18 protein-coding genes are annotated in these 19917 nt (G+C 73.7%); 11 read left to right on the top strand and 7 right to left on the bottom strand.

Features of this window, described 5'->3' with window-relative positions:
* Positions 1-5: 5 nt before the first annotated feature.
* Positions 6-1469, bottom strand: coding sequence for an aromatic amino acid ammonia-lyase (locus ACIWVC_RS01975; protein WP_396447359.1), 1464 nt, complete (start codon positions 1467-1469; stop codon positions 6-8).
* A gap of 159 nt (positions 1470-1628) precedes the next feature.
* Between ACIWVC_RS01975 and ACIWVC_RS01970 the strand changes: the two genes are divergently transcribed.
* Genes ACIWVC_RS01970 through ACIWVC_RS01955 form a run of 4 tightly spaced genes read left to right on the top strand, consistent with a single transcriptional unit; the run spans position 1629 to position 5110 of the window.
* Positions 1629-2834 carry an ABC transporter ATP-binding protein gene (locus ACIWVC_RS01970; RefSeq protein ID WP_396447360.1) on the top strand — a complete coding sequence of 402 codons (1206 nt, stop codon included), beginning with the start codon at positions 1629-1631 and terminating at the stop codon, positions 2832-2834.
* Positions 2834-3484, top strand: a complete 651-nt coding sequence (locus ACIWVC_RS01965; protein WP_396447361.1) for an ABC transporter permease — start codon at positions 2834-2836, stop codon at positions 3482-3484. The genes ACIWVC_RS01970 and ACIWVC_RS01965 overlap by 1 nt, the downstream gene beginning before the upstream one ends.
* The gene (locus ACIWVC_RS01960) at positions 3481-4167 is read left to right on the top strand and encodes an ABC transporter permease (protein ID WP_396447362.1); all 687 of its coding nucleotides are present in this window, start codon (positions 3481-3483) and stop codon (positions 4165-4167) included. Before ACIWVC_RS01965 ends, ACIWVC_RS01960 begins: the two co-directional genes overlap by 4 nt.
* Positions 4168-4183: 16 nt before the next feature.
* Complete coding sequence (locus tag ACIWVC_RS01955) at positions 4184-5110, top strand: glycine betaine ABC transporter substrate-binding protein (protein ID WP_396447363.1); 927 nt, start codon at positions 4184-4186, stop codon at positions 5108-5110.
* A 56-nt stretch (positions 5111-5166) separates the two neighbouring features.
* On the opposite strand, the gene ACIWVC_RS01950 is transcribed toward ACIWVC_RS01955, so the two are convergent.
* The 3 genes from ACIWVC_RS01950 to ACIWVC_RS01940 form a co-directional block, all read right to left on the bottom strand.
* Positions 5167-6057 (bottom strand): endonuclease/exonuclease/phosphatase family protein, encoded by an 891-nt coding sequence (locus ACIWVC_RS01950; protein ID WP_396447364.1) that lies wholly within the window; start codon positions 6055-6057, stop codon positions 5167-5169.
* Positions 6058-6781: 724 nt separating this feature from the next.
* Complete coding sequence (locus tag ACIWVC_RS01945; protein ID WP_396447365.1) at positions 6782-7435, bottom strand: DUF4189 domain-containing protein; 654 nt, start codon at positions 7433-7435, stop codon at positions 6782-6784.
* Positions 7436-7661: 226 nt separating this feature from the next.
* Positions 7662-8441: an IclR family transcriptional regulator gene (locus ACIWVC_RS01940; protein ID WP_396447366.1), complete on the bottom strand. Its 780-nt coding sequence runs from the start codon at positions 8439-8441 to the stop codon at positions 7662-7664.
* An 80-nt stretch (positions 8442-8521) separates the two neighbouring features.
* Here ACIWVC_RS01940 and hutH point away from each other — a divergent pair, with 80 nt between their 5' ends.
* From hutH to ACIWVC_RS01910, 6 genes are all read left to right on the top strand, one after another.
* A complete protein-coding gene (gene hutH, locus ACIWVC_RS01935; protein WP_396447367.1) occupies positions 8522-10066 on the top strand; it encodes a histidine ammonia-lyase in 1545 nt (514 codons plus the stop codon).
* Between the two features lie 10 nt (positions 10067-10076).
* Positions 10077-11729 carry a urocanate hydratase gene (hutU, locus tag ACIWVC_RS01930; protein ID WP_396447368.1) on the top strand — a complete coding sequence of 551 codons (1653 nt, stop codon included), beginning with the start codon at positions 10077-10079 and terminating at the stop codon, positions 11727-11729.
* A 19-nt stretch (positions 11730-11748) separates the two neighbouring features.
* Positions 11749-12948, top strand: a complete 1200-nt coding sequence (locus tag ACIWVC_RS01925) for an allantoate amidohydrolase (protein ID WP_396447370.1) — start codon at positions 11749-11751, stop codon at positions 12946-12948.
* A gap of 10 nt (positions 12949-12958) precedes the next feature.
* A complete protein-coding gene (locus tag ACIWVC_RS01920) occupies positions 12959-14314 on the top strand; it encodes a formimidoylglutamate deiminase (protein WP_396447371.1) in 1356 nt (451 codons plus the stop codon).
* Positions 14311-15474 (top strand): imidazolonepropionase, encoded by a 1164-nt coding sequence (gene hutI, locus ACIWVC_RS01915; RefSeq protein WP_396447372.1) that lies wholly within the window; start codon positions 14311-14313, stop codon positions 15472-15474. The genes ACIWVC_RS01920 and hutI overlap by 4 nt, the downstream gene beginning before the upstream one ends.
* Before the next feature lie 70 nt (positions 15475-15544).
* Positions 15545-16081, top strand: coding sequence for a bacterioferritin (locus ACIWVC_RS01910; protein ID WP_396447373.1), 537 nt, complete (start codon positions 15545-15547; stop codon positions 16079-16081).
* A 64-nt stretch (positions 16082-16145) separates the two neighbouring features.
* On the opposite strand, the gene ACIWVC_RS01905 is transcribed toward ACIWVC_RS01910, so the two are convergent.
* The 3 genes from ACIWVC_RS01905 to ACIWVC_RS01895 form a co-directional block, all read right to left on the bottom strand.
* The gene (locus ACIWVC_RS01905; RefSeq protein ID WP_396447384.1) at positions 16146-16640 is read right to left on the bottom strand and encodes a flavin reductase family protein; all 495 of its coding nucleotides are present in this window, start codon (positions 16638-16640) and stop codon (positions 16146-16148) included.
* Positions 16625-18328: a signal peptide peptidase SppA gene (sppA, locus tag ACIWVC_RS01900; protein ID WP_396447375.1), complete on the bottom strand. Its 1704-nt coding sequence runs from the start codon at positions 18326-18328 to the stop codon at positions 16625-16627. Before sppA ends, ACIWVC_RS01905 begins: the two co-directional genes overlap by 16 nt.
* 73 nt (positions 18329-18401) lie before the next feature.
* Positions 18402-18908, bottom strand: a complete 507-nt coding sequence (locus tag ACIWVC_RS01895; RefSeq protein WP_396453736.1) for a PaaI family thioesterase — start codon at positions 18906-18908, stop codon at positions 18402-18404.
* Positions 18909-19005: 97 nt separating this feature from the next.
* Between ACIWVC_RS01895 and ACIWVC_RS01890 the strand changes: the two genes are divergently transcribed.
* Entirely contained in the window at positions 19006-19863 is an 858-nt protein-coding gene (locus ACIWVC_RS01890; RefSeq protein WP_396453735.1) for an NUDIX domain-containing protein, read from the top strand.
* The last annotated feature ends 54 nt before the right edge of the window (positions 19864-19917 follow it).

The raw sequence follows: 19917 nt of genomic DNA, 5'->3' as shown, positions 1-19917 counted from the left end.
GGGCGCTAGGGATGAAGCCGGGCCAGCCGGGGCAGGAGGTCGGCCGCCGCCGCGATGTCGGTGTCGAGCGGCCGGTCCTCGACGCGCGGGTCCAGGACGGAGCCGGCGAGGTCGGCCGCCGCCCGCAGCGGCCCGCCGGACGGCGCGCGCCCCTGCATCCGCAGCGCCCGGACGGCGGCCACCAGCTCGCAGCCGAGGCCCAGCCGGTAGGCGGCGACGGCGTCGGTCGTCGCGCGCGCCGACTGCGTCGAGAAGCCCGCGTGCTCCTCGACGCCGCGCGACAGCACCGCGCTGCCGAGCGCCGCCGGGGTCGCCAGGCGGCGGACATCCGCGAGGCACGAGTGCGCCACGTACTCCAGGATCATGATCCCGGACGACGCCTCCGTGGCGGCCTGGAACGGGTAGAGGCCGGTGAACGCCGGCTCGGCGAGCGTCCCGAGGCGGGCGGCGGCGAGCGCCATCGTCTGGAACAGCGCGGCGCGGGCCGAGTCGAGGGCGAGGCCGACGTAGGCGGTGTGGAAGTTGCCGTTGTGCCAGACCGTCCGGCCGGGGACGTCCACCAGCGGGTTCTCGGCGGCGGCGTTGATCTCGCGGGTGACGACCTCCTCGGCGTATCCGGCCGCCTCCAGCGCCGGCCCGTGCACCTGCGGGAACGCCCGGTACCCGTACGGGTCCTGGATGCGCATCGGCGCGGGCTGGTCGAAGGCGAGCAGCGCCCGCATCGCCGCCGCCGCGTCCTGCTGGCCGGGGTGCGGGCACGCGTCCTGCACCGGCTGGGCGTACGGCTCGCCCGAGGCCCGGACGGCGAAGTGCGACAGCGCCGCGACGACCGTGGACGCGCGGAGCAGCTCCCGCAGGTCGGCGACGGCGAGCGCCGCCTCCCCGAGCGTGGCGGCGTTGGAACTGATGAACGCGAGCGCGTCGGCCGAGCGCAGCCGGTACCCCGGGCCGCGCGGCGCCGCCCCGTCCGGGTCGGCGAGCCACGGCCGCTCGCCGAGCAGGCACAGCGCGGTCGACGCGAGTGCCGTGAGGTCGCCGGTGCCGATGGCCCCGTACACCGGCACCGGAGGAAGGAGGCCCAGGTTGAGAACGTCCGCGAGGGCCTGCAGCACGCCGGGCTCCACCCCCGAGCCGCCCGCCGCGATCTGGTTCAGCCGGACCGTCAGCATCGCCCGGACGATCTCCGGCGCGACCAGCGGCCCGGCCCCGGCGGCGTGGCTGCGCAGGAGGCGGAGGCCGTGCGCGTCCGCGTCCTCCCACTCCACGTCCACGACGCGGTTCGCGCCGACGCCGGTCGTCCGCCCGTACACCGGTTGCGACCCGGCGACCTCGCGGGCGACCCGCCACGCGGCGCGGGCCCGCTCGACGCCGTCCGGGCCGATGGCGACCGTCACGTCCTCGCGGGCGGCGCGGACCACCTGCGCGCAGGTGAGCGCGGTCCCGTCGATAACGATTCGGCTGTTCTCCACGCGGCGGCGCTACTTTCCCCGTTTTACCGGTAGATATCCTCAAGATCTGACGTTCCGGACAAGCCGGGACACCGAGGTGACCGTACCCATTGGTTACGGTTGTGGAGAAGGCCGAAATCGATCATCGGCGTCGCGGGCGCCCAACGAGGACGTGAATCGTTGATCACCTTTGAGGGCGTGACCAAGCGCTACCCGGGCGGCACCGTCGCGCTGGACGACGTCAGCCTCGACTGCCCCACGGGCCGCATCACCGTGTTCGTCGGCACGTCCGGCGGCGGCAAGACCACGGCGCTGCGCACCATCAACCGCATGGTCGACCCGACGTCCGGGCGGGTCCTCATCGACGGGCGGGACGTCCGCGAGCGCAAGCCCGCCGAGCTGCGCCGCGGCATCGGCTACGTCATCCAGCACGCGGGGCTGTTCCCGCACCGCACCGTCCAGGACAACATCGCCACCGTCCCGTACCTCGTCGGGTGGAACAAGAAGAAGGCGCGGGCGCGGGCGCTGGAGCTGATGGAGCGGGTCGGCCTCGACCCGTCGATGGCCAGGCGCTACCCGTTCCAGCTGTCCGGCGGCCAGCAGCAGCGCGTCGGCGTCGCGCGGGCGCTCGCCGCCGACCCGCCGATCATGCTGATGGACGAGCCGTTCAGCGCCGTCGACCCCGTCGTCCGCGCCGAACTGCAGGACGAGTTCCTCCGCCTGCAGGACGAGCTGCACAAGACGATCGTGTTCGTCACCCACGACATCGACGAGGCCATCAAGCTCGGCGACCGCATCGCGGTGTTCCAGACCGGCGGCAAGCTCGTCCAGCTCGACACCCCCGAGAACCTGCTCGCCCACCCAGCCGACCCGTTCGTCGCCGGGTTCATCGGCCAGAACCGCGGCATCCGCACCCTGTCCTTCGCGGCGACGGACGGCCTGCGGCTGAGCGGGCACGCGGTCCGGCGGGCGACCGAGGACGCCGCGGGCGCGGCCGGGCTGGAGTGGGCGCTCGTCGTCGACGATGACCGCAGGCCGCTCGGCTGGGTCCGCCCCGGCGGGGTGACGGGTCCGCTGGGGGAGGCGCGGCTCACGCCGGTCGGGCCCACCTTCCTGGTCGGAACCGATTCCGTGCGGGTGGCGCTCGACGCCGCGGTCCTCTCCCCGTCAGGTCTGGCGGTCGGCGTCGACGAGGCCGGCGCGGTCGTCGGCACGGCCGGCGGGACCGACCTGCTCGCCGTCTCCGCCCACGGCGCCCGCGACCTGTCCGGCGGCCCCGCCGGCCCCGCGGGCGACGCGGCCGGCGGCACACCGGACGACGGGGCGGACGACTCCCGGGAGGCCGCTCCGGACGAGGCCCGCGCCGACGCCGGAGGCGGCGGCTGATGGACATCGACTGGGGCTGGATCGGCGAGCACACCGACTCGCTGGGCGAGAACGCCCTCCTGCACCTGCGGCTCGCGCTGCTGCCGGTGCTGTTCGGGCTGCTCATCTCGCTGCCGCTCGGCGTGCTGTGCCGCCGCTGGGGCTGGCTCTACCCGCCCGCGCTGACGCTCGCGAACGTGCTGTACGCCATCCCGTCGCTCGCGCTGTTCATGCTGTTCATCGACTACACCGGCCTCAACCCGGCCACGGTGATGATCCCGCTGACCCTCTACAGCCTGTCGGTGCTCGTCCCGAACGTGGTGGACGGGCTGGCGTCGGTGTCCGAACCCGTCCGGCAGGCGGCCACCGCGATGGGCTTCGGACCGCTGCGCCGGCTGCTGCAGGTCGAGCTGCCGATCGCGGTGCCGATCGTCATCGCCGGGACGCGCGTCGCCGCCGTCTCGTCCATCAGCCTCGTCGCCGTCGGGCAGCTGATCGGGCAGGGCGGGCTCGGCGCCGACATCATCCGCGGCTACCAGCTGCAGTTCCAGACGCAGATCATCGCCGCGACCGTCCTGATCATCCTGCTCGCCCTGGTGACGGACGCGGTCCTGGTCCTGGTCCAGCGCCTGCTCACCCCGTGGGCCCGAGCGCGGGGGGCGTCCTCGTGAACGACGTGTGGAACCAGATCGACCTGTTCTGGTCGTGGCTGACCGCCTCGTCCCAGTGGCACGGCGCGGACGGCATCCCGCACCGGCTGCTCCAGCACCTCTACTACAGCGGCGTGTCGCTGGCGGCCGCGGCGGTGATCGGGCTGGCGCTCGGCCTCCTCATCGGGCACACCGGGCGCGGCGGCTTCCTGGCGATCACACTCGCGAACTTCGCCCGCGCGATCCCCACCTTCGGGCTCATCCTGTTCATCGTCGTGATCGAGTACAGCATCACGCCGGTGCTGGTCGCCCTGGTGGCGCTGGCCGTCCCGCCGATCCTGGTGAACACCTACGAGGGCGTCCGCGGGGTCGACGCCGACGCCAAGGACGCGGCCCGCGGCATGGGCATGACCGGCTGGGGCGTCCTGTGGCGCGCGGAGCTGCCGATGGCGCTGCCGCTGATCCTGCTGGGGCTCCGCACGTCCGCGATCCAGGTGGTCGCCACCGCGACCATCGCCGCCTACCCGGGCTTCGGCGGACTCGGCCGGTACATCATCGACGGGCTCGCCCGCAACGACTACCAGCTCGTCCTCGGCGGCACCGTGCTCGTCGTCCTGCTCGCCCTGATCGTCCAGCTCGTCTTCGCGGCGCTGCGCCGCATCGTGATCTCGCCGGGCCTGCTCGGCTCCCCCCGTTCCTCCTGACCGAAGGACTATGGACATGAAGAAACTCATCCGTGGCGCGGCAATCGGGCTCGTGGCCGCCCTGGCGCTGTCGGCCTGCGGCGGCGGGGACTCGTCCGGCGACGACAAGAACCCCCTCGCCGGCGGCGGGAACAGCGGCACGATCACCGTCGGCGGCGCCAACTTCCCCGAGAGCAACCTGCTCGCCGAGATCTACGCCCAGGTCCTGGAGGGCAAGGGCCTCAAGGTCACCCGCAAGTTCAACATCGGCGCCCGCGAGATCTACTACGACCAGGTCGTCAAGGGCGGCATCAGCGTGATGCCGGAGTACAACGGCGCGCTGCTCACCACCTCGGTCGACAAGAACAGCAAGGCCGCGAGCACCGAGGAGATCAACGCCGAACTGAAGGCGAAGCTGCCGCCGTCGGTCGAGATCCTGAACTCGGCCGAGGCGCAGGACAAGGACTCCGTCACCGTCAACCCGCAGACGGCCGCGAAGTACGACCTGAAGTCCATCGCCGACCTGAAGCCGGTCGCGAAGGACCTCGTCATCGCCGGCCCGTCGGAGTTCAAGACCCGGCAGCAGGGCCTCGTCGGCCTGAAGGAGGTCTACGGCCTCGACTTCAAGAAGTTCCAGCCGTTCGACGCCGGCGCGCAGGCCACCCTGGTGAAGCTCCTCACGGAGGACAAGATCCAGGCCGCGGACCTGTTCACCACCGATCCGACCATCCAGGAGAACAAGCTGGTCGTCCTCGAAGACCCGGAGAACGTCTTCAGCGCCCAGAACGTGACGCCGCTCGTGCACAAGGCGTCGGTGAACGACGAGGCGAAGGCGGCCCTGAACGCCGTCTCCGCCAAGCTCACCACCCAGGACCTTCTGGACATGATGAAGCGCATCGCCATCGACAAGGACGACCAGGAGAAGGTCGCCGAAGACTGGCTCAAGAAGTCCGGTCTGGCCTGACCGGGAAGGCCGCCAGGCGGCCGGGCCTCCTCAGCGGGGGCCCGGCCGTCCGCGTCTCAGCGGGTCCCGAGTTTCAGGTGGGCGATGACAGGGTCGTGGTCGGACGGGTAGACCTCGCCGTCCCGGTAGGGGTCGATCTCGGCCCAGACGGTGCGGACGGCGCCGCGGGCGAGGATCCAGTCGATCCGCTTGCCGTCGCGTTCCGGCGGGAGCCAGTGGTTCTCCGTGCGGTACTGCGGGCCGCGCCGGGCGGCGGTCGTCCACGTGTCGCGGAACCCGTCGGCGCCGGTGAGGATCGAGTACACCGGCGAGGCGCCCGCCGCGGAATTGAAATCGCCGGTGAGGACGACGGGCACGCCCGCCTGGAATTCGCGGACGCGGTCGAGGATCAGCCGGGCGCTTTTCACCCGCGAGTCCGCCGACATGTTGTCGAGATGGGTGTTCACCTGGTAGAGCACCCGGCCGGTGCGCCGGTCGCGGAACTTGCCCCACGTCACCATCCGGACGTAGCCGTTCCCCCAGGTGGCCGAGCCGATGACGGACGGGGTGTCGGAGAGCCAGAAGTGGTCGAAGTCCAGGACCTCGAACCGCTGCTTCCGGTAGAAGATCGACAGGAACTGGTCGCGGGTGCCGCCCTGCGTCCCCAGGCCGATCCAGCCGTAGTCGGGCAGCGCCCGCGCCAGGTCGCGGACCTGGTACCAGCGCGCCTCCTGCACGCCCAGCAGGTCGGGGTCGTGCTCGTCCAGCAGGTGCTCGACGAGCGGCAGCCGGGTCTTCCAGTCCCTGGGCGGGGGGTCGTTCACGCCCCGCAGGTTGTACGTCATGACGCGGACCGTGCCGTCGTCGTCCGCCCGCGGTTCGGCGAGCACGAACCCGGAGACGAGGAGCGCCACGCCGGCGGCGAGAGCCGGCCAGAACCAGCGACGACGTAGGACGCGTCCGAGCATCTTCCCCCTCCCGCCGCATTAAGAATATATCTTCTTTATCAACTTGTCTATTTTTAATATTCCATCGCTCAATAATCCGGAAGGCGGCAAGAATTCCGGCAATGGCCGTTATCGCCTTCCGTTGAAAGAAGTGGTAGCCCCGATGACCGGCCTCGTGGCCGTCCGCGCGGCCGGGGGGAAACGAGCGCTCCGGCTCGACGTCGGCCTGCCGCGCTCGGCGCGGACGGCCCGGCCCCGCGTGCGGAACCTGCGGCAGGCCGGTGGTCCCGTTGATTCAGCGGGCGGACGGGTGATCCGCGACGTCCACGGCAAGGTCACCGGAGGCGCCGGCTCCACGCCGCACCCAGAACGACGATTTCCCCTCGACCCGAGGTCGCGCGACCGTCCGACTCCCCTTTTGGGTTGATCTCGCGCTGTCTACGCTGTGAGTGACCGTGGCGCGGGTGAGGAGACGGGTTGCGCGCGATAGCCGAGCATCACTCTGTGAAGCGGCACCATTTCGTGAAGGCGCGCAGGTTCGGCGACACGAGCGTGGTCACTTACGAGGTGTCGACGATAGAACTCCGACGGCCCGGCCAGGGAAGCAGCGTCACGGAAGTGCGCTGCGGCGCATGCGGCGATGTGGTCGGGCTGCGGGTTCATTCCGTCCGGCGCACCAAGAGGGCGCGGCGCCGCCGGCTGGGCATGGTCGCGCTGGCACTGCTGGCCGTTGCTGCGGGGGCGTTCAGCGGGTGGTGCACACCCAGGTGATCGAGCGGCCGCCGCCCGCGTTCGATATCGCGTTCCGCTTGGCGGCGGACTTCGTGGACCCGCTGCCGCCCCAGTACCTGTTGGTCTTGGAGTTGTAGGCGACCGCGCCGCACCCGTTGACGAACGTGGTGAGGACCTTGCAGCCGGAGCCGCACTCCTTCAGCGCCCGCCGCTTGGCGGCGGCCGGGGTGTCGTAGTCCCACGCCTTGCCGATGGCGCCCCTCGGGCTCACGGCGATGGCCCCGTAGTTCATCGGAGACGGCGAGTACGTGGGCTCCGGGGTGGACGGCTCCGGGGTGGGCAGCGACGGCGGGCTGTAGGTGGGCGGGCTGTAGGTGGGGGTCGGGAAGTCGGAGATCGTGGGCGTCGCGGCCAGCGGCTTGATCTCCGGGTCGTCGGAGTCGCCCCCCGCGAACACGTAGACCCCGCCGCCGATCAGCACCAGGAAGGCGACGACGGCGACGATGACGATGACCGGTCCGTTGCCGCCCTTCGGCCGCTGCGGGCCGGACGGCCCCCATCCCGGCGGGCCCGGCGGCGGCGACCCCCAGCCGGGAGGGCCGGACGGGCCGCCCGGAGGGCCGTAGGCGGGTGGACGGCCGCCATGCGGCGGTTGTGGAGGTTGCACTGGACCGCTCCCCGAACTGTGCTGATATCCGGAGATCATAGCGATTCCCCGGTACGTCATCTGTTCGGCGGAACGCGCTGGACTTCCCGCCGGCGATCACGCCGTTCGGACACGCGGAACGGAATCCGGTCGGCTGAGGCTGCCGACCTGGGTCTTTCCCGCCGTCCACGGAGGCCGGGGCGGCGCCGCCGCCGGGAGGCGGCCGGTGCGGGTTGGCCCAGCCCGGTCAGGGCGCCGGCGGGGAGCCGGCCGGCGGGCGGCCGGTCAGCCGGGCGGTCAGGGACGCCGCCGAGGCGCGGACGCGGGCCGCCAGCGAGGGCCAGGTCTCCGGCGGGTGGTCCCCGCGGCGGAACGTGACGGTGATCGCGGCCGTGGGGTGGCCGGTGTGGTCGAAGGCGCAGGCGGCGATGCTGGCGAAGCCCTCGGTGACGTGCCCGTCCTCCACGGACCAGCCCCGGCGGGCGTCGTCGGCGAGGGTGCGGCGCAGCTCGCGCAGGGACGCGGGGCCCCTGCCCGTGCGGTTCACGAAGCGGCCGGGGAACAGGGCGCGCACCTGAGCGGGCGGCAGGTGCGCGAGGAGGGAGCGGCCGCTCGCGGTCAGGTGCGCGGGCATGCGGACGCCGACGTCGGTCACCAGGGTCGCGTGCCGGGGCGGCTGCTCCTTGAGGAGGTAGAGGGTCTCGGCGCCGTGCAGGACGCCCAGCTGGGCGATCTCCCCCACCTGGTCGACCAGGCGGCGGAGGAGGGGGCGGGCCAGCCGCTCCAGCGGTTCGTGGCGCAGGTAGGCGGAGCCGATCTCGAAGGCCGCGACGCCCAGGCCCCAGCGGCGCTCCTCCGGGACGTAGGAGACGAAGCCGTCCTCCGACATCGCGGTGAGCAAGTGGTACGTGCTGGAGCGGGGGAGTCCCAGCGCGCGGGCGATGGACGACGCGGGGAGCGGGCCGGGCGCGGCGGCGAGGAGGCGCAGCACCGCCAGCGCGCGGCGGGCGGCGGGTACCTGGGGCATGGCCGCATTGTCTCGTATCTGAGACAGATGACGGTCTTCCGGGGTGGGACGGGCGCCGGCGAGCGGCTCCAATGGTGGGTATGGGTGTTCCTATGGTTGAGGTCGGGCCCGAGGCGCTGACGTTCGCGCAGGTCGTCGCCGTCGCGCGGGACGGCGCCCGGGTCGCGCTGACCGACGGGGCGCTGAAGCTGATCGGCGAGGCGCGGGCCCACATCGAGGAGCTGTCGGCCCGCCCGACGCCCGTCTACGGGGTGTCCACCGGTTTCGGGGCGCTCGCCACGCGGCACATCGCTCCGGAACTGCGCGACCAGCTGCAGCTCAACATCGTCCGGTCGCACGCCGCGGGCTCCGGGCCCGAGGTCGAGCGCGAGGTCGTCCGGGCGCTGATGCTGCTGAGGCTGCGGACGCTGGCCACCGGCCGGACGGGGGTCCAGCCGGCGACGGCGCGCACCCTCGCCGAACTGCTCAACGCGGGCATCACCCCGCAGGTCTTCGAGTACGGCAGCCTCGGGTGCTCCGGGGATCTCGCGCCGCTCGCCCATGTCGCGCTCGCGCTCATCGGCGAAGGGTCCGTCCGGGACGCGGACGGCGTCCTGAGACCGGCGGCGGAGGCGCTCGCCGCGGCCGGGATCGCGCCGGTCAGGCTCGCGGCCAAGGAGGGGCTGGCCCTCCTGAACGGGACGGACGGCATGCTCGGCATGCTCGTCATGGCCATCGAGGACCTGCGGAGGCTGCTCACCGCGGCCGACGTCGCCGCCGCCATGACCGTCGAGGCCCTGCTCGGGACGGACCGCGTGTTCGCCGCCGACCTGCAGGCACTCCGGCCCCATCCCGGGCAGGCCGCCAGCGCCGCCAACCTGCGCGCGCTGCTCGCCGCGTCCGAGATCATGGAGTCGCACCGCGGGCCCGACTGCACCCGCGTCCAGGACGCCTACTCGCTGCGCTGCGCGCCGCAGGTGAACGGCGCGGCGCGCGACACGCTCGCGCACGCCGAGCTGGTCGCGGGCAGGGAGATGGCGTCCGCCATCGACAACCCCGTGGTGCTCCCGGACGGGCGGGTCGAGTCGAACGGGAACTTCCACGGGGCGCCCATCGCGTACGTGCTCGACTTCCTCGCCGTGCCGGTCGCCGACGTCGCGTCCATGTCCGAGCGGCGCACCGACCGGATGCTCGACCGGGGGCGCTCCTCCGGGCTGCCCGCCTTCCTCGCCGACGACCCCGGCGTCGACTCCGGGCACATGATCGCCCAGTACACCCAGGCCGGGATCGTGTCGGAGCTGAAGCGGCTCGCGGCCCCGGCGAGCGCCGACTCGATCCCGAGCTCGGCCATGCAGGAGGACCACGTCTCGATGGGCTGGACCGCGGCCCGCAAGCTGCGCCGGGCGGTGGACGGGCTGGCCCAGGTGATCGCCGTCGAGATCCTCACCGCCGCGCGGGCCCTGGACCTGCGCACCCCGCTGCGCCCCGGCCCGGCCACCGGCGCCGTCGTCGCGAAGCTGCGCGAGGCCGTCCCGCCGCCCGGCCCGGACCGCTACCTCGCCCCCGAGATCGCCGCCGCCACCGCGCTGGTGCGGGACGGCTCCCTGATCGCCGCCGCCGAAGCCGTCACCGGCCCCCTTTCGTAAGGAGCCCGACATGTCCGGACCTCGTCCTGTCCGCGCGCCGCGCGGCACCGCGCTGACCGCCGCCAAGGGCTGGCCGCAGGAGGCCGCCCTCCGCATGATCCAGAACAACCTCGATCCCGAGGTCGCCGAGCACCCCGACGAGCTGGTCGTCTACGGGGGCTCCGGGAAGGCGGCCCGGAACTGGGACGCCTTCGACGGCATCGTCCGGTCGCTCGCCGATCTGGAGGGGGACGAGACGCTGCTCGTCCAGTCCGGCAAGCCGGTCGGGATCTTCCGCACGCACGAGTGGGCGCCCCGCGTGCTGATCGCCAACTCCAACCTCGTCCCGCAGTGGGCGACCTGGGAGGAGTTCCGCCGGCTGGAGTCGCTCGGCCTGACGATGTTCGGGCAGATGACCGCCGGGTCGTGGATCTACATCGGGACGCAGGGCATCCTGCAGGGCACCTACGAGACCTTCGCGGCGGTCGCCGCGAAGCGGTTCGGCGGCAGCCTCGCCGGTACGATCACGCTGACCGCCGGCCTCGGCGGGATGGGCGGCGCGCAGCCGCTCGCCGTGACGATGAACGGCGGCGTCGCGATCTGCGTCGAGTGCGACCCGTCCCGCATCGAGCGGCGCGTCGAGCACCGCTACTGCGACGTGAAGGCGGGCTCCCTGGACGAGGCGCTGCGGCTCGCCGAGGAGGCGAAGGCCGAGCGGCGCCCGCTGTCGATCGCCGTGCTCGGCAACGCCGCCGACATCGTCCCCGAGCTGCTGCGCCGCGGCGCGCCGATCGACGTCGTCACCGACCAGACCAGCGCCCACGACCCGCTGATGTACCTGCCGCGCGGCATCGCGTTCGAGGACATGGCCGCCGAGCGCGACAAGGACCGCGACGGCTTCATCGCCAAGGCCCGCGCGTCGATGGCCGCGCACGTCGAGGCGATGGTCGGGTTCCAGGACGCCGGAGCCGAGGTCTTCGACTACGGGAACTCCATCCGCGGTGAGGCGCAGCTCGCCGGCTACGCGCGCGCGTTCGAGTTCCCCGGGTTCGTGCCCGCCTACATCCGGCCGCTGTTCTGCGAAGGCAAGGGCCCGTTCCGCTGGGCGGCGCTGTCCGGCGACCCGAAGGACATCGCCCGCACCGACAAGGCGATCCTCGACCTGTTCCCCGACAACGAGCCGCTGACCCGCTGGATCAGGATGGCCGGGGAGAAGGTGCACTTCCAGGGCCTGCCGTCGCGGATCTGCTGGCTCGGCTACGGCGAGCGCGACCGGGCCGGCGAGGCGTTCAACGAGCTGGTCGCGCGCGGCGAGATCAGCGCGCCGATCGTGCTCGGCCGCGACCACCTCGACTGCGGCTCGGTCGCCAGCCCGTACCGGGAGACCGAGGGCATGAAGGACGGCTCGGACGCGATCGCCGACTGGCCGCTGCTGAACGCCATGCTCAACACCGCGTCCGGCGCGACCTGGGTGTCCGTCCACCACGGCGGCGGCGTCGGCATCGGCCGGTCCATCCACGCGGGCCAGGTCTGCGTCGCGGACGGGACGGCGCTCGCCGGCGAGAAGCTCCGGCGCGTCCTCACCAACGACCCCGGCACCGGCGTCATGCGGCACGTCGACGCGGGCTACGACCGCGCCGCCGAGGTCGCCGCCGAGCGCGGCGTCCGGATCCCGATGCGTTGACCGGCTCAGGAGGAGGGGCATGGGCTTCGAGGAGATGTGGGCGGCGCTGCTGCCCATCGGGCGGGACGAGGCGACCGGCGGCTACCACCGGTTCGCCTGGACGCCGCCCGAGCTGGAGTGCCGTGCCTGGTTCCTGGACGAGGCGCGCCGCCGCGGCCTCGCCGTGGAGCACGACGCCAACGGCAACATGTTCGCCTGGTGGCTCCCGGAGGACGGGACGAGGGACGGCGCGGTCCTGACCGGCAGCCACCTCGACTCCGTCCCCGGCGGGGGAGCGTTCGACGGGCCGCTCGGCATCGTGTCCGCGTTCGCGGCGGTCGACGCGCTCCGGGAGCGCGGCTCCGCGCCCGCGCGGCCGATCGGGATCGCCGCGTTCGCCGAAGAGGAGGGCGCCCGGTTCGGCGTCGCCTGCCTGGGGTCGCGCCTCCTCACCGGGGCGATCGACCCGGCGCGGGCGCGCGCGCTGACCGACGGCGGCGGCCGCACGTTCGCCGAGGTCATGCACAAGGCCGGGCTCGACCCGGAGGCGATCGGCCCGGACGACGGCCTCCTCGGCCGCATCGCCTGCTTCGTGGAGCTCCACGTCGAACAGGGGAGGGCCCTGGACCGGCCGGTCGGGGTCGCGAGTTCGATCGTCCCGCACGGCCGGTGGCGGTTCGGGTTCACCGGCGAGGGCAACCACGCGGGGACCACCGCCCTCGCCGACCGCCGCGACCCGATGCTGCCGTTCGCCCGGATGGTCATCGCCGCCCGCGAGGCCGCCGAGCGCAACGGCACGGTCGCGACCGTCGGGAAGGCCGACGTCGTGCCGGGCGGGGTGAACGCGATCGCCTCGTCCGTCACCGCCTGGCTGGACGCCCGCGGCCCCGCCGACGACGCCGTCCGCCGCACCGTGCGGGAGACCGGCGAGGCCGCCCGCGCCGCCGCGCGCCCGCACCGGGTGAGCGTCGACATCGCCGAGGAGTCCTACACCGAGATCGTCGAGTTCAACCTCGCCCTGCGCGACCGGGTCGCCGCGGTGCTGGGCGGCGCGCCCGTGCTGCCGACGGGGGCGGGCCACGACGCGGGCGTCCTGTCCGCCCGGCTCCCTGCCGCGATGCTGTTCGTCCGGAACCCGACCGGGGTGTCGCACGCGCCCGCCGAGTCCGCCGAGCCCGCGGACTGCCTCGCCGGCGTGGAGGCCCTCACCGCGGTACTGGACGACCTGGCGCGCGGGTAGGGATTCCGGTATGCAGTGGCATGCGCAGTTCGCCTGGCTCGGCGACGGTGTGGCCGCCGACGTGCTGATCGAGGCCGACGGCGAGCGGATCACCGGCATCGCGGCCGGCGTCCCCTCCGCCCCCCACGCCCAGCGGCTGCCCGGCCTGACGCTCCCGGGCCTCGCCAACGCCCACTCCCACGCCTTCCACCGCGCCCTGCGCTCCCGCGTCCAGGCGCACTCCGGCACGTTCTGGACGTGGCGCGAGCAGATGTACAAGGTCGCCGACCGGCTCGACCCAGAGTCGTACCGCGCCCTCGCCACCGCCGTGTTCGCCGAGATGGCCCTCGCCGGCGTCAGCTGCGTCGGCGAGTTCCACTACCTGCACCACCGGCCCGGCGGCACGCCCTACGCCGACCCCAACGCGATGGGCGAGGCGCTGATCGCCGCCGCGGCCGACGCGGGCATCCGGATCACCCTGCTCGACGCCTGCTACCTCACCGGCGGCATCGGCCGCCCGCTCAAGGGGCCGCAGCTGCGCTTCGGCGACGGCACCGCCGGCAACTGGGCGCGGCGCGTCGACAGCCTCTACGAGGCGACGGACAAGGCGGGCCGGCGGCACGCCCGCGTCGGCGCCGCGATCCACTCCGTCCGCGCGGTGCCCCGCGAGCAGCTCCGCGCCGTCGCGGCCTGGGCGAAGGAGCGCCGCGCGCCGCTGCACGTCCACCTGTCCGAGCAGCCCGCCGAGAACGAGGCGTGCCGGGACGCCTACGGCATGACCCCCACCCGCCTGCTCGCCGAGGCGGGGGCGCTCGGCGCGCTCACCACCGCCGTCCACGCGACGCACCTCGCCGACGACGACATCGGCCTCCTCGGGACGACGATGACCGGCGTGTGCATGTGCCCGACCACCGAACGCGACCTCGCCGACGGCATCGGCCCCGCCCGCGCCCTCGCCGACGCGGGCGCCCCCATCTGCCTCGGCTCCGACCAGCACGCCGTCATCGACCTGTTCGAGGAGGCCCGCGCGGTCGAGCTGGACGAGCGGCTCCGCACCCGCGCCCGCGGCCACTGGACGGCCGGGGAGCTGCTCGCCGCCGCCACGTCCAACGGCCACTACGGGCTCGGCTGGCCCGAGGCGGGACGCCTGGAACCCGGCGCGTACGCCGACCTGGTCACCGTCGACCTCGGCTCCGTCCGCACCGCCGGCGCCGCGCCCGGCTACGCCGCCGAGGCCGCGGTCTTCGCCGCGACCTCCGCGGACGTCCGGCACGTCGTCGTCTCCGGCCGCCCCGTCGTCCACGACGGCCGCCACCTGCTGGTCGACGACGTCCCCGGCGCGCTCGCCGAGGCCGTCGCCGCCGCCACGCACGAGGAGCCCGCTTGAGCACGATCATCACGAACATCGGGGAGCTGGTCACCAACGATCCCGCCGCCGGGGACGGCCTCGGCGTCCTGCGCGACGCCGCCCTCGTGGTCGAGGACGGCCGGGTCGCGTGGACGGGGCCGGCCTCGGCCGCGCCCGCCGCCGACGAGTCGTTCGACGCCGCCGGCCGCGCCGTCCTCCCCGGATTCGTGGACTCCCACGCGCATCTGGTCTTCGCCGGCGAGCGCGCCGAGGAGTTCGCCGCCCGCATGAGCGGCCGCAAGTACGCGGCGGGCGGCATCCGCACCACCGTCGAGCGCACCCGCGCCGCGTCCGACGACGACCTGCGCGCGAACCTGCGCCGCCTCATCGGCGAGATGGCCCGGCAGGGCACGACGACCGTCGAGTGCAAGTCGGGCTACGGGCTCACGGTCGGGCAGGAGGAGCGCGCCGTCCGCATCGCCGCCGAACTCGCGGACGAGGTCACCTACCTCGGGGCGCACGTCGTCCCCGCCGAGTACCAGGACGATCCCGCGGGCTACGCGCGGCTCGCCGCCACCGACATGCTCGCGGCCTGCGCACCGCACGCCCGCTGGGTGGACGTCTTCTGCGAGGAGGGCGCGTTCGACGCGGACCAGACCCGCGAGATCCTCCAGGCGGGCGTCAAGGCGGGCCTGAGCCCCCGCCTCCACGCGAACCAGCTCACCCAGGGCCCGGCGGTGCAACTCGCCGTCGAACTCGACGCCGCGTCCGCCGACCACTGCACCTTCCTGAGCGACGCCGACGTGGACGCCCTGGCCTCGTCCCGAACGGTCGCGACCCTGCTGCCCGGCGTCGAGTTCTCCACCCGCCAGCCCTACCCCGACGCCCGCCGCCTCCTGGACGCCGGAGCCACCGTCGCCCTGGCCACCGACTGCAACCCGGGGTCCTGCTACAGCTCCAGCATGGCGTTCTGCGTCGCCGTGGCCGTCCGCGACATGCACATGACCCCGGCCGAGGCCGTCTGGTCCGCCACCGCCGGCGGCGCCCGCGCCCTCCGCCGCACCGACGTCGGCCTCCTCGCCCCGGGCGCCCGGGCCGACGTCCACGTGCTGGACGCCCCGTCCCACATCCACCTCGCCTACCGGCCCGGCGTCCCCCAGACGGCCGCGGTCTGGAAGCACGGCCGCCGGGTCGTCTGACGCCCGCGGGCCGTGTGGAGGGCGGGGCGCCGGGTAGAGGGTCCGCAGCGACCGACTGTGGAGGCCCCCGATGGCGGAGTTCCTGACAGACATCAAGACCCTGCGCGAGCGCGCCCGGCAGGAGATCGACAAAGGCCCGATCACCGAGGCGTACGGCGCGGACGCCGACCGGGTGATCCAGGTGTGCAACGAGGCCCTCGCCACCGAGATCGTCTGCACGCTGCGCTACAAGCGCCACTACTACACGGCGACCGGCATCCACGCCGAGGCCGTCGCGGGGGAGTTCCTCCAGCACGCGGCCGAGGAGCAGCAGCACGCCGACATGCTGGCGGAGCGGATCGTCCAGCTCGGCGGCGAGCCCGACTTCTCGCCCGACACGCTCACCACCCGCGCGCACGCCGAGTACGACGCCAGCCTCGACCTCGTCGAGATGATCAAGGAGGATCTGATCGCCGAGCGGATCGCCATCGCCTCCTACACCGAGATCGTCCAGTGGCTCGGCGACGGCGACCCGACGACCAAGCGCGTCTTCGAGCGCATCCTGGAGCAGGAGGAGGAGCACGCCGACGACCTCCGCGGCTTCCTGGAGCGCCTCCCGAAGTCCTGACCCGGCGGCCCCGCTCTCCTCGGCGGCCGCCGCGGGCTCGCCGCCGTCGCCCGGCCCGGGGCGGTCAGTCCGGGGAGAGGTAGCGGCGGTTGACTCTGATCAGGGGATTCTGCCCGCGGGTGATGTAGTCCGTCGAGAGGGCCTCGGCGACGAAGAGGGTGTGGTCGCCCGCCTCGATGGTCTGGCGGGTCTCGCATTCCAGAGCGGAGACCCCGGTCTCGGGGATCAGCGCGTCCGAATGCCCGCCGCGGTGGTGCGGTTCGGCGGCCAGGAGGATGCGGGCGCTCGGGCGGCCCTCGGCGGCGAAGCGGCCCGCCAGGGCGCGCTGGGACGACGACAGGATCGTCGCGGCCCAGCGGGGGCGGCGGTTCAGGACCTCCGAGAGGTAGGACGAGGACGCCACGCTCGCCAGCACCATCGGCGGGTCCAGGGACACGGACATGAACGAGGACACCGTCGTGCCGAGGTCGTCGCGGCCGTCCCGCACGGTCAGGACGACGACGCCCGTGGCGAAGCCCGCGACCGCCTCGACGAAGTCGGCGCTCAGCGGATCTCCCAGGCGCCCGGGAGGGTGAGCGGGCCCGCGGCGGGCAGGCCCAGGCGGGCGGCGAGGCCGCCGAGGGAGCCCCAGCCGTCGAAGCGGGCCGACGCGGCGGTGCGGTCCTCGCTGGACTCCGGCGGGCGGAGCCGCTCCAGCGGCGAGGTGTGCGGGTAGACCCGGATCGGCGCGTCGGAGGCGAGGCCGGCCTTCTTGCGCGCCAGGTCGAGCGCGGTGTCGATGCCGCCCAGTTCGTCGACGAGGCCGTTGTCCTTGGCGTCGGCGCCGGTCCAGACGCGGCCCCGGGCCAGCTCGTGGACCCGTTCGCGGGGCAGGTCGCGGCCCTCGGCGACCTTCGCGGTGAAGTCGTCGTAGATCCGGTCGAGGGAGGCGTTGACGCGCTCCCACTCGGAGTCGCTGAAGTCCTTGGTGGCGCTGAGCATGCGGGCGTGGTCGCCGTCGGCGACGGCGCCGAGCCCGATGCCGACCCGGTCGAGCAGGCCGCTCACCACGGCCTTGCCGACGACGACGCCGATCGAGCCGGTGAGCGTGCCGGGCTGCGCGACGATGGTGTCCGCGGCCATCGACACGTAGTAGCCGCCGGACGCGGCGACGTTGCCCATGGAGACGATCACCGGCTTGCCGGCGCGGCGCGCGAGGACCACCTCGCGCCAGATCGCGTCGGACGCGACGGCGGAGCCGCCGGGGCTGTTCACCCGGAACACGATGGCCTTGACGCGGTCGTCCCGCACGGCGGCGCGGAACGCGGCGCCGATCGTGTCGGAGCCCATCGCGGGGCCGGAGCCCGGCAGCGGGCCGCCCCGGCCGCTGCGGCCGAGCCGGATGGGGCCGTGCCCGTTGATCAGCGCGACCATGTCCTGCCTGCCGGGCTGCGGGAGGCGGCTCGCGAGGCCGTGCGCGCGGTTGTAGCGGGAGACGAAGCGGAGCTGCGCGTCCTCGCCGAACTCCTCGCGGAGGGCCGCGTAGACCTCGTCGCGGTAGGCGAGGCGGTCGACGAGCTTCTCCGCCAGGGCCTCGTCGGCGAGGAACGGGCCGCGGTCGATCAGCTCGCGGACCTTCTCCTCGGGCAGGCCGCGGGCGGCGGCGACCCCGGCGGTGATCTGCTCGCCGAGCGAGGTGACGAGCCGCCGGGACGACTCCTCGTGCTCGGGCGTGTAGGTCTTCTCCATGAACGTGTTCGCCATGGTCTTGTACTCGTGGCGCTTGCCGAACCGCGGCTGGATGCCCGCCTTCTCCAGGGCGCCCGCGAAGAACGGCTCCTCCAGCGCGATGCCGGTCAGCCCGACCTCGCCCGTCGGCTGCAGGTAGATCTTGTCGAAGGCGGTGGCGAGGTAGTACGGCACGGTGCCGCGCCCGCCCTCGCCGTACGTCTCGGCCCACGCGACGGTGAGCTTGCCCGCCTCCCGCAGCGCCTGGACGGCCTCGCGCAGCTCCTGGACGAGCGCCAGCCCGATCCCGCCGGAGACCTTCACGACCAGGGCGCGCACCCGGCTGTCGGAGCGTGCGCGGCGCAGCCCGTCCAGGACGTCCCGCAGGTTCGTCCGGCGCATGGACAGGATCGCCGAGACCGGGTCGGCCGGCGGGGTCTCCACGATGCCCTCGGTGAGGTCGAGTTCGAGGATCAGCGGGGCCGTCCGCCGGTCGCGGGCCTGCTTGATCACGTTGACGACTGTGCCGGGATCCACCATGGCACCAGCCTATGCGTTCGCCCGCGGCCCTTCCCGCGCCCCGGGTCCGGCCGGATCCCGCCGGACGCGGGGGTCAGCGCGCGAACGCCTTGTTGGGGATCACGCTCGCGGACGCCTGCGCGACGGGGCGGCCGTCCGCGTCCGTGATCAGCGCGTTGGAGACCATGCGGGTGCCGCCCGGGTGCAGGCACGTCCCGGTGACCGTGTACGCGCGGCCGGCCCGGACGCTGCGCAGGTAGTCCACGTTCAGGTTGAGCGTGAGCATCGGCATGAAGCGGTCGCACGTGCTGCTGGCCGCCATGCAGACCGCGTTGTCGAGGATCATCGCGATGTAGCCGCCGTGGACGACGCCGCCGGGGTTGCAGAGCTTGTCCTCGGGGGTCCACGCGATCTCCACCCGGCCCGGCTCGGCGGACCGCACCGCCTGCCCGATGTAGTCGCCGATGTCGGAGAACTCCGGGACCCTCCCGTCCGCGATCGCCTGGATGAAGCCGGCGCCGGACAGCGTGTCCAACAGTTCGGCGGCCTCATGCAGAGCCTCCGCGCTCGCGTCGACGCCCAACTCGATCTCCCTGGTCACGGTGATCTTCGAATGGTATTCGGTGGCCGCGGGGGCGGCACTGTGCCGTTCATCACGGGCATCCGGCGCGGGCCCGTCCGGCGCTAACCTCGGACGCATGGGAGACGGCGACGGCTGGGCGGGCTGCGGGCAGGGCCACACGCACTGGGGGCGGTTCGGCGCGGCGGGCCTGCTGGCCTACCACCGCGACCCCGGCGGCCAGGTGTGGATCCTGCTGCAGCAGCGCGCGTGGTGGGGCATCGGCGGCGGGACGTGGGGCATGTTCGGCGGCGCGCTGCACAGCCACGAGGACGCCGTCACGGGCGCGCTCCGCGAGACCGCCGAGGAGTGCACGCTCGACACCGCGGTGGTGAACGTGCACGGCACCCGCGTCGAGGACCACGGCGGCTGGTCGTACACGTCCGTCCTCGGGTCGCTGCCCGAGCGCATCCCCGTCGGGCCCGCGTCGCGGGAGACGCGCCGGGCGGAGTGGGTGCGGCTCGAAGAGGTCCCCGGCCGCAAGCTGTTCGAGCCGTTCGCCCGGTCGTGGCCCCGCCTGCAGGACGCGATGAAGGGCCTCGTCCTCGTCGTGGACGCGGCGAACGTCGTGGGCGCCCGCGCCGACGGCTGGTGGAAGGACCGCGCGGCGGCGAACGCGCGGCTCCGCGACGACCTGAAGGCGCTGGGCGGCGGCGTGCGGGGCCTGCCCGCGGGCGCCGTCCCGTTCGACCACTGCTTCCCCGAGGTCGTCATGGTCGTGGAGGGCGCGGCGCGGCGGATCGCGGACGAGCCGTCCGACGGGGTGAGGGTCGTGGCGGCGCCCGGCAGCGGCGACGACCGGATCGTGGACCTCGTCCGGGAGGCGGGCCCCGACACCGCGCACCTGGTGGTCACCGCCGACCGGGAGCTGCGCGCCCGCTGCGAGGAGGCCGGCGCCGCCGTCACCGGCCCGCGCTGGCTCCTCGAACGCCTGTAGAAGAGGGCGCCTGCGGAAGAGGGGCGGCTAGACCTCGACGCGGTGGCCGGCGTC

Origin of the sequence: Actinomadura sp. (assembly GCF_044508335.1) — a bacterium.
Lineage (GTDB): Bacteria > Actinomycetota > Actinomycetes > Streptosporangiales > Streptosporangiaceae > Spirillospora.
This window is presented reverse-complemented; position numbering and strand designations above follow the sequence as displayed.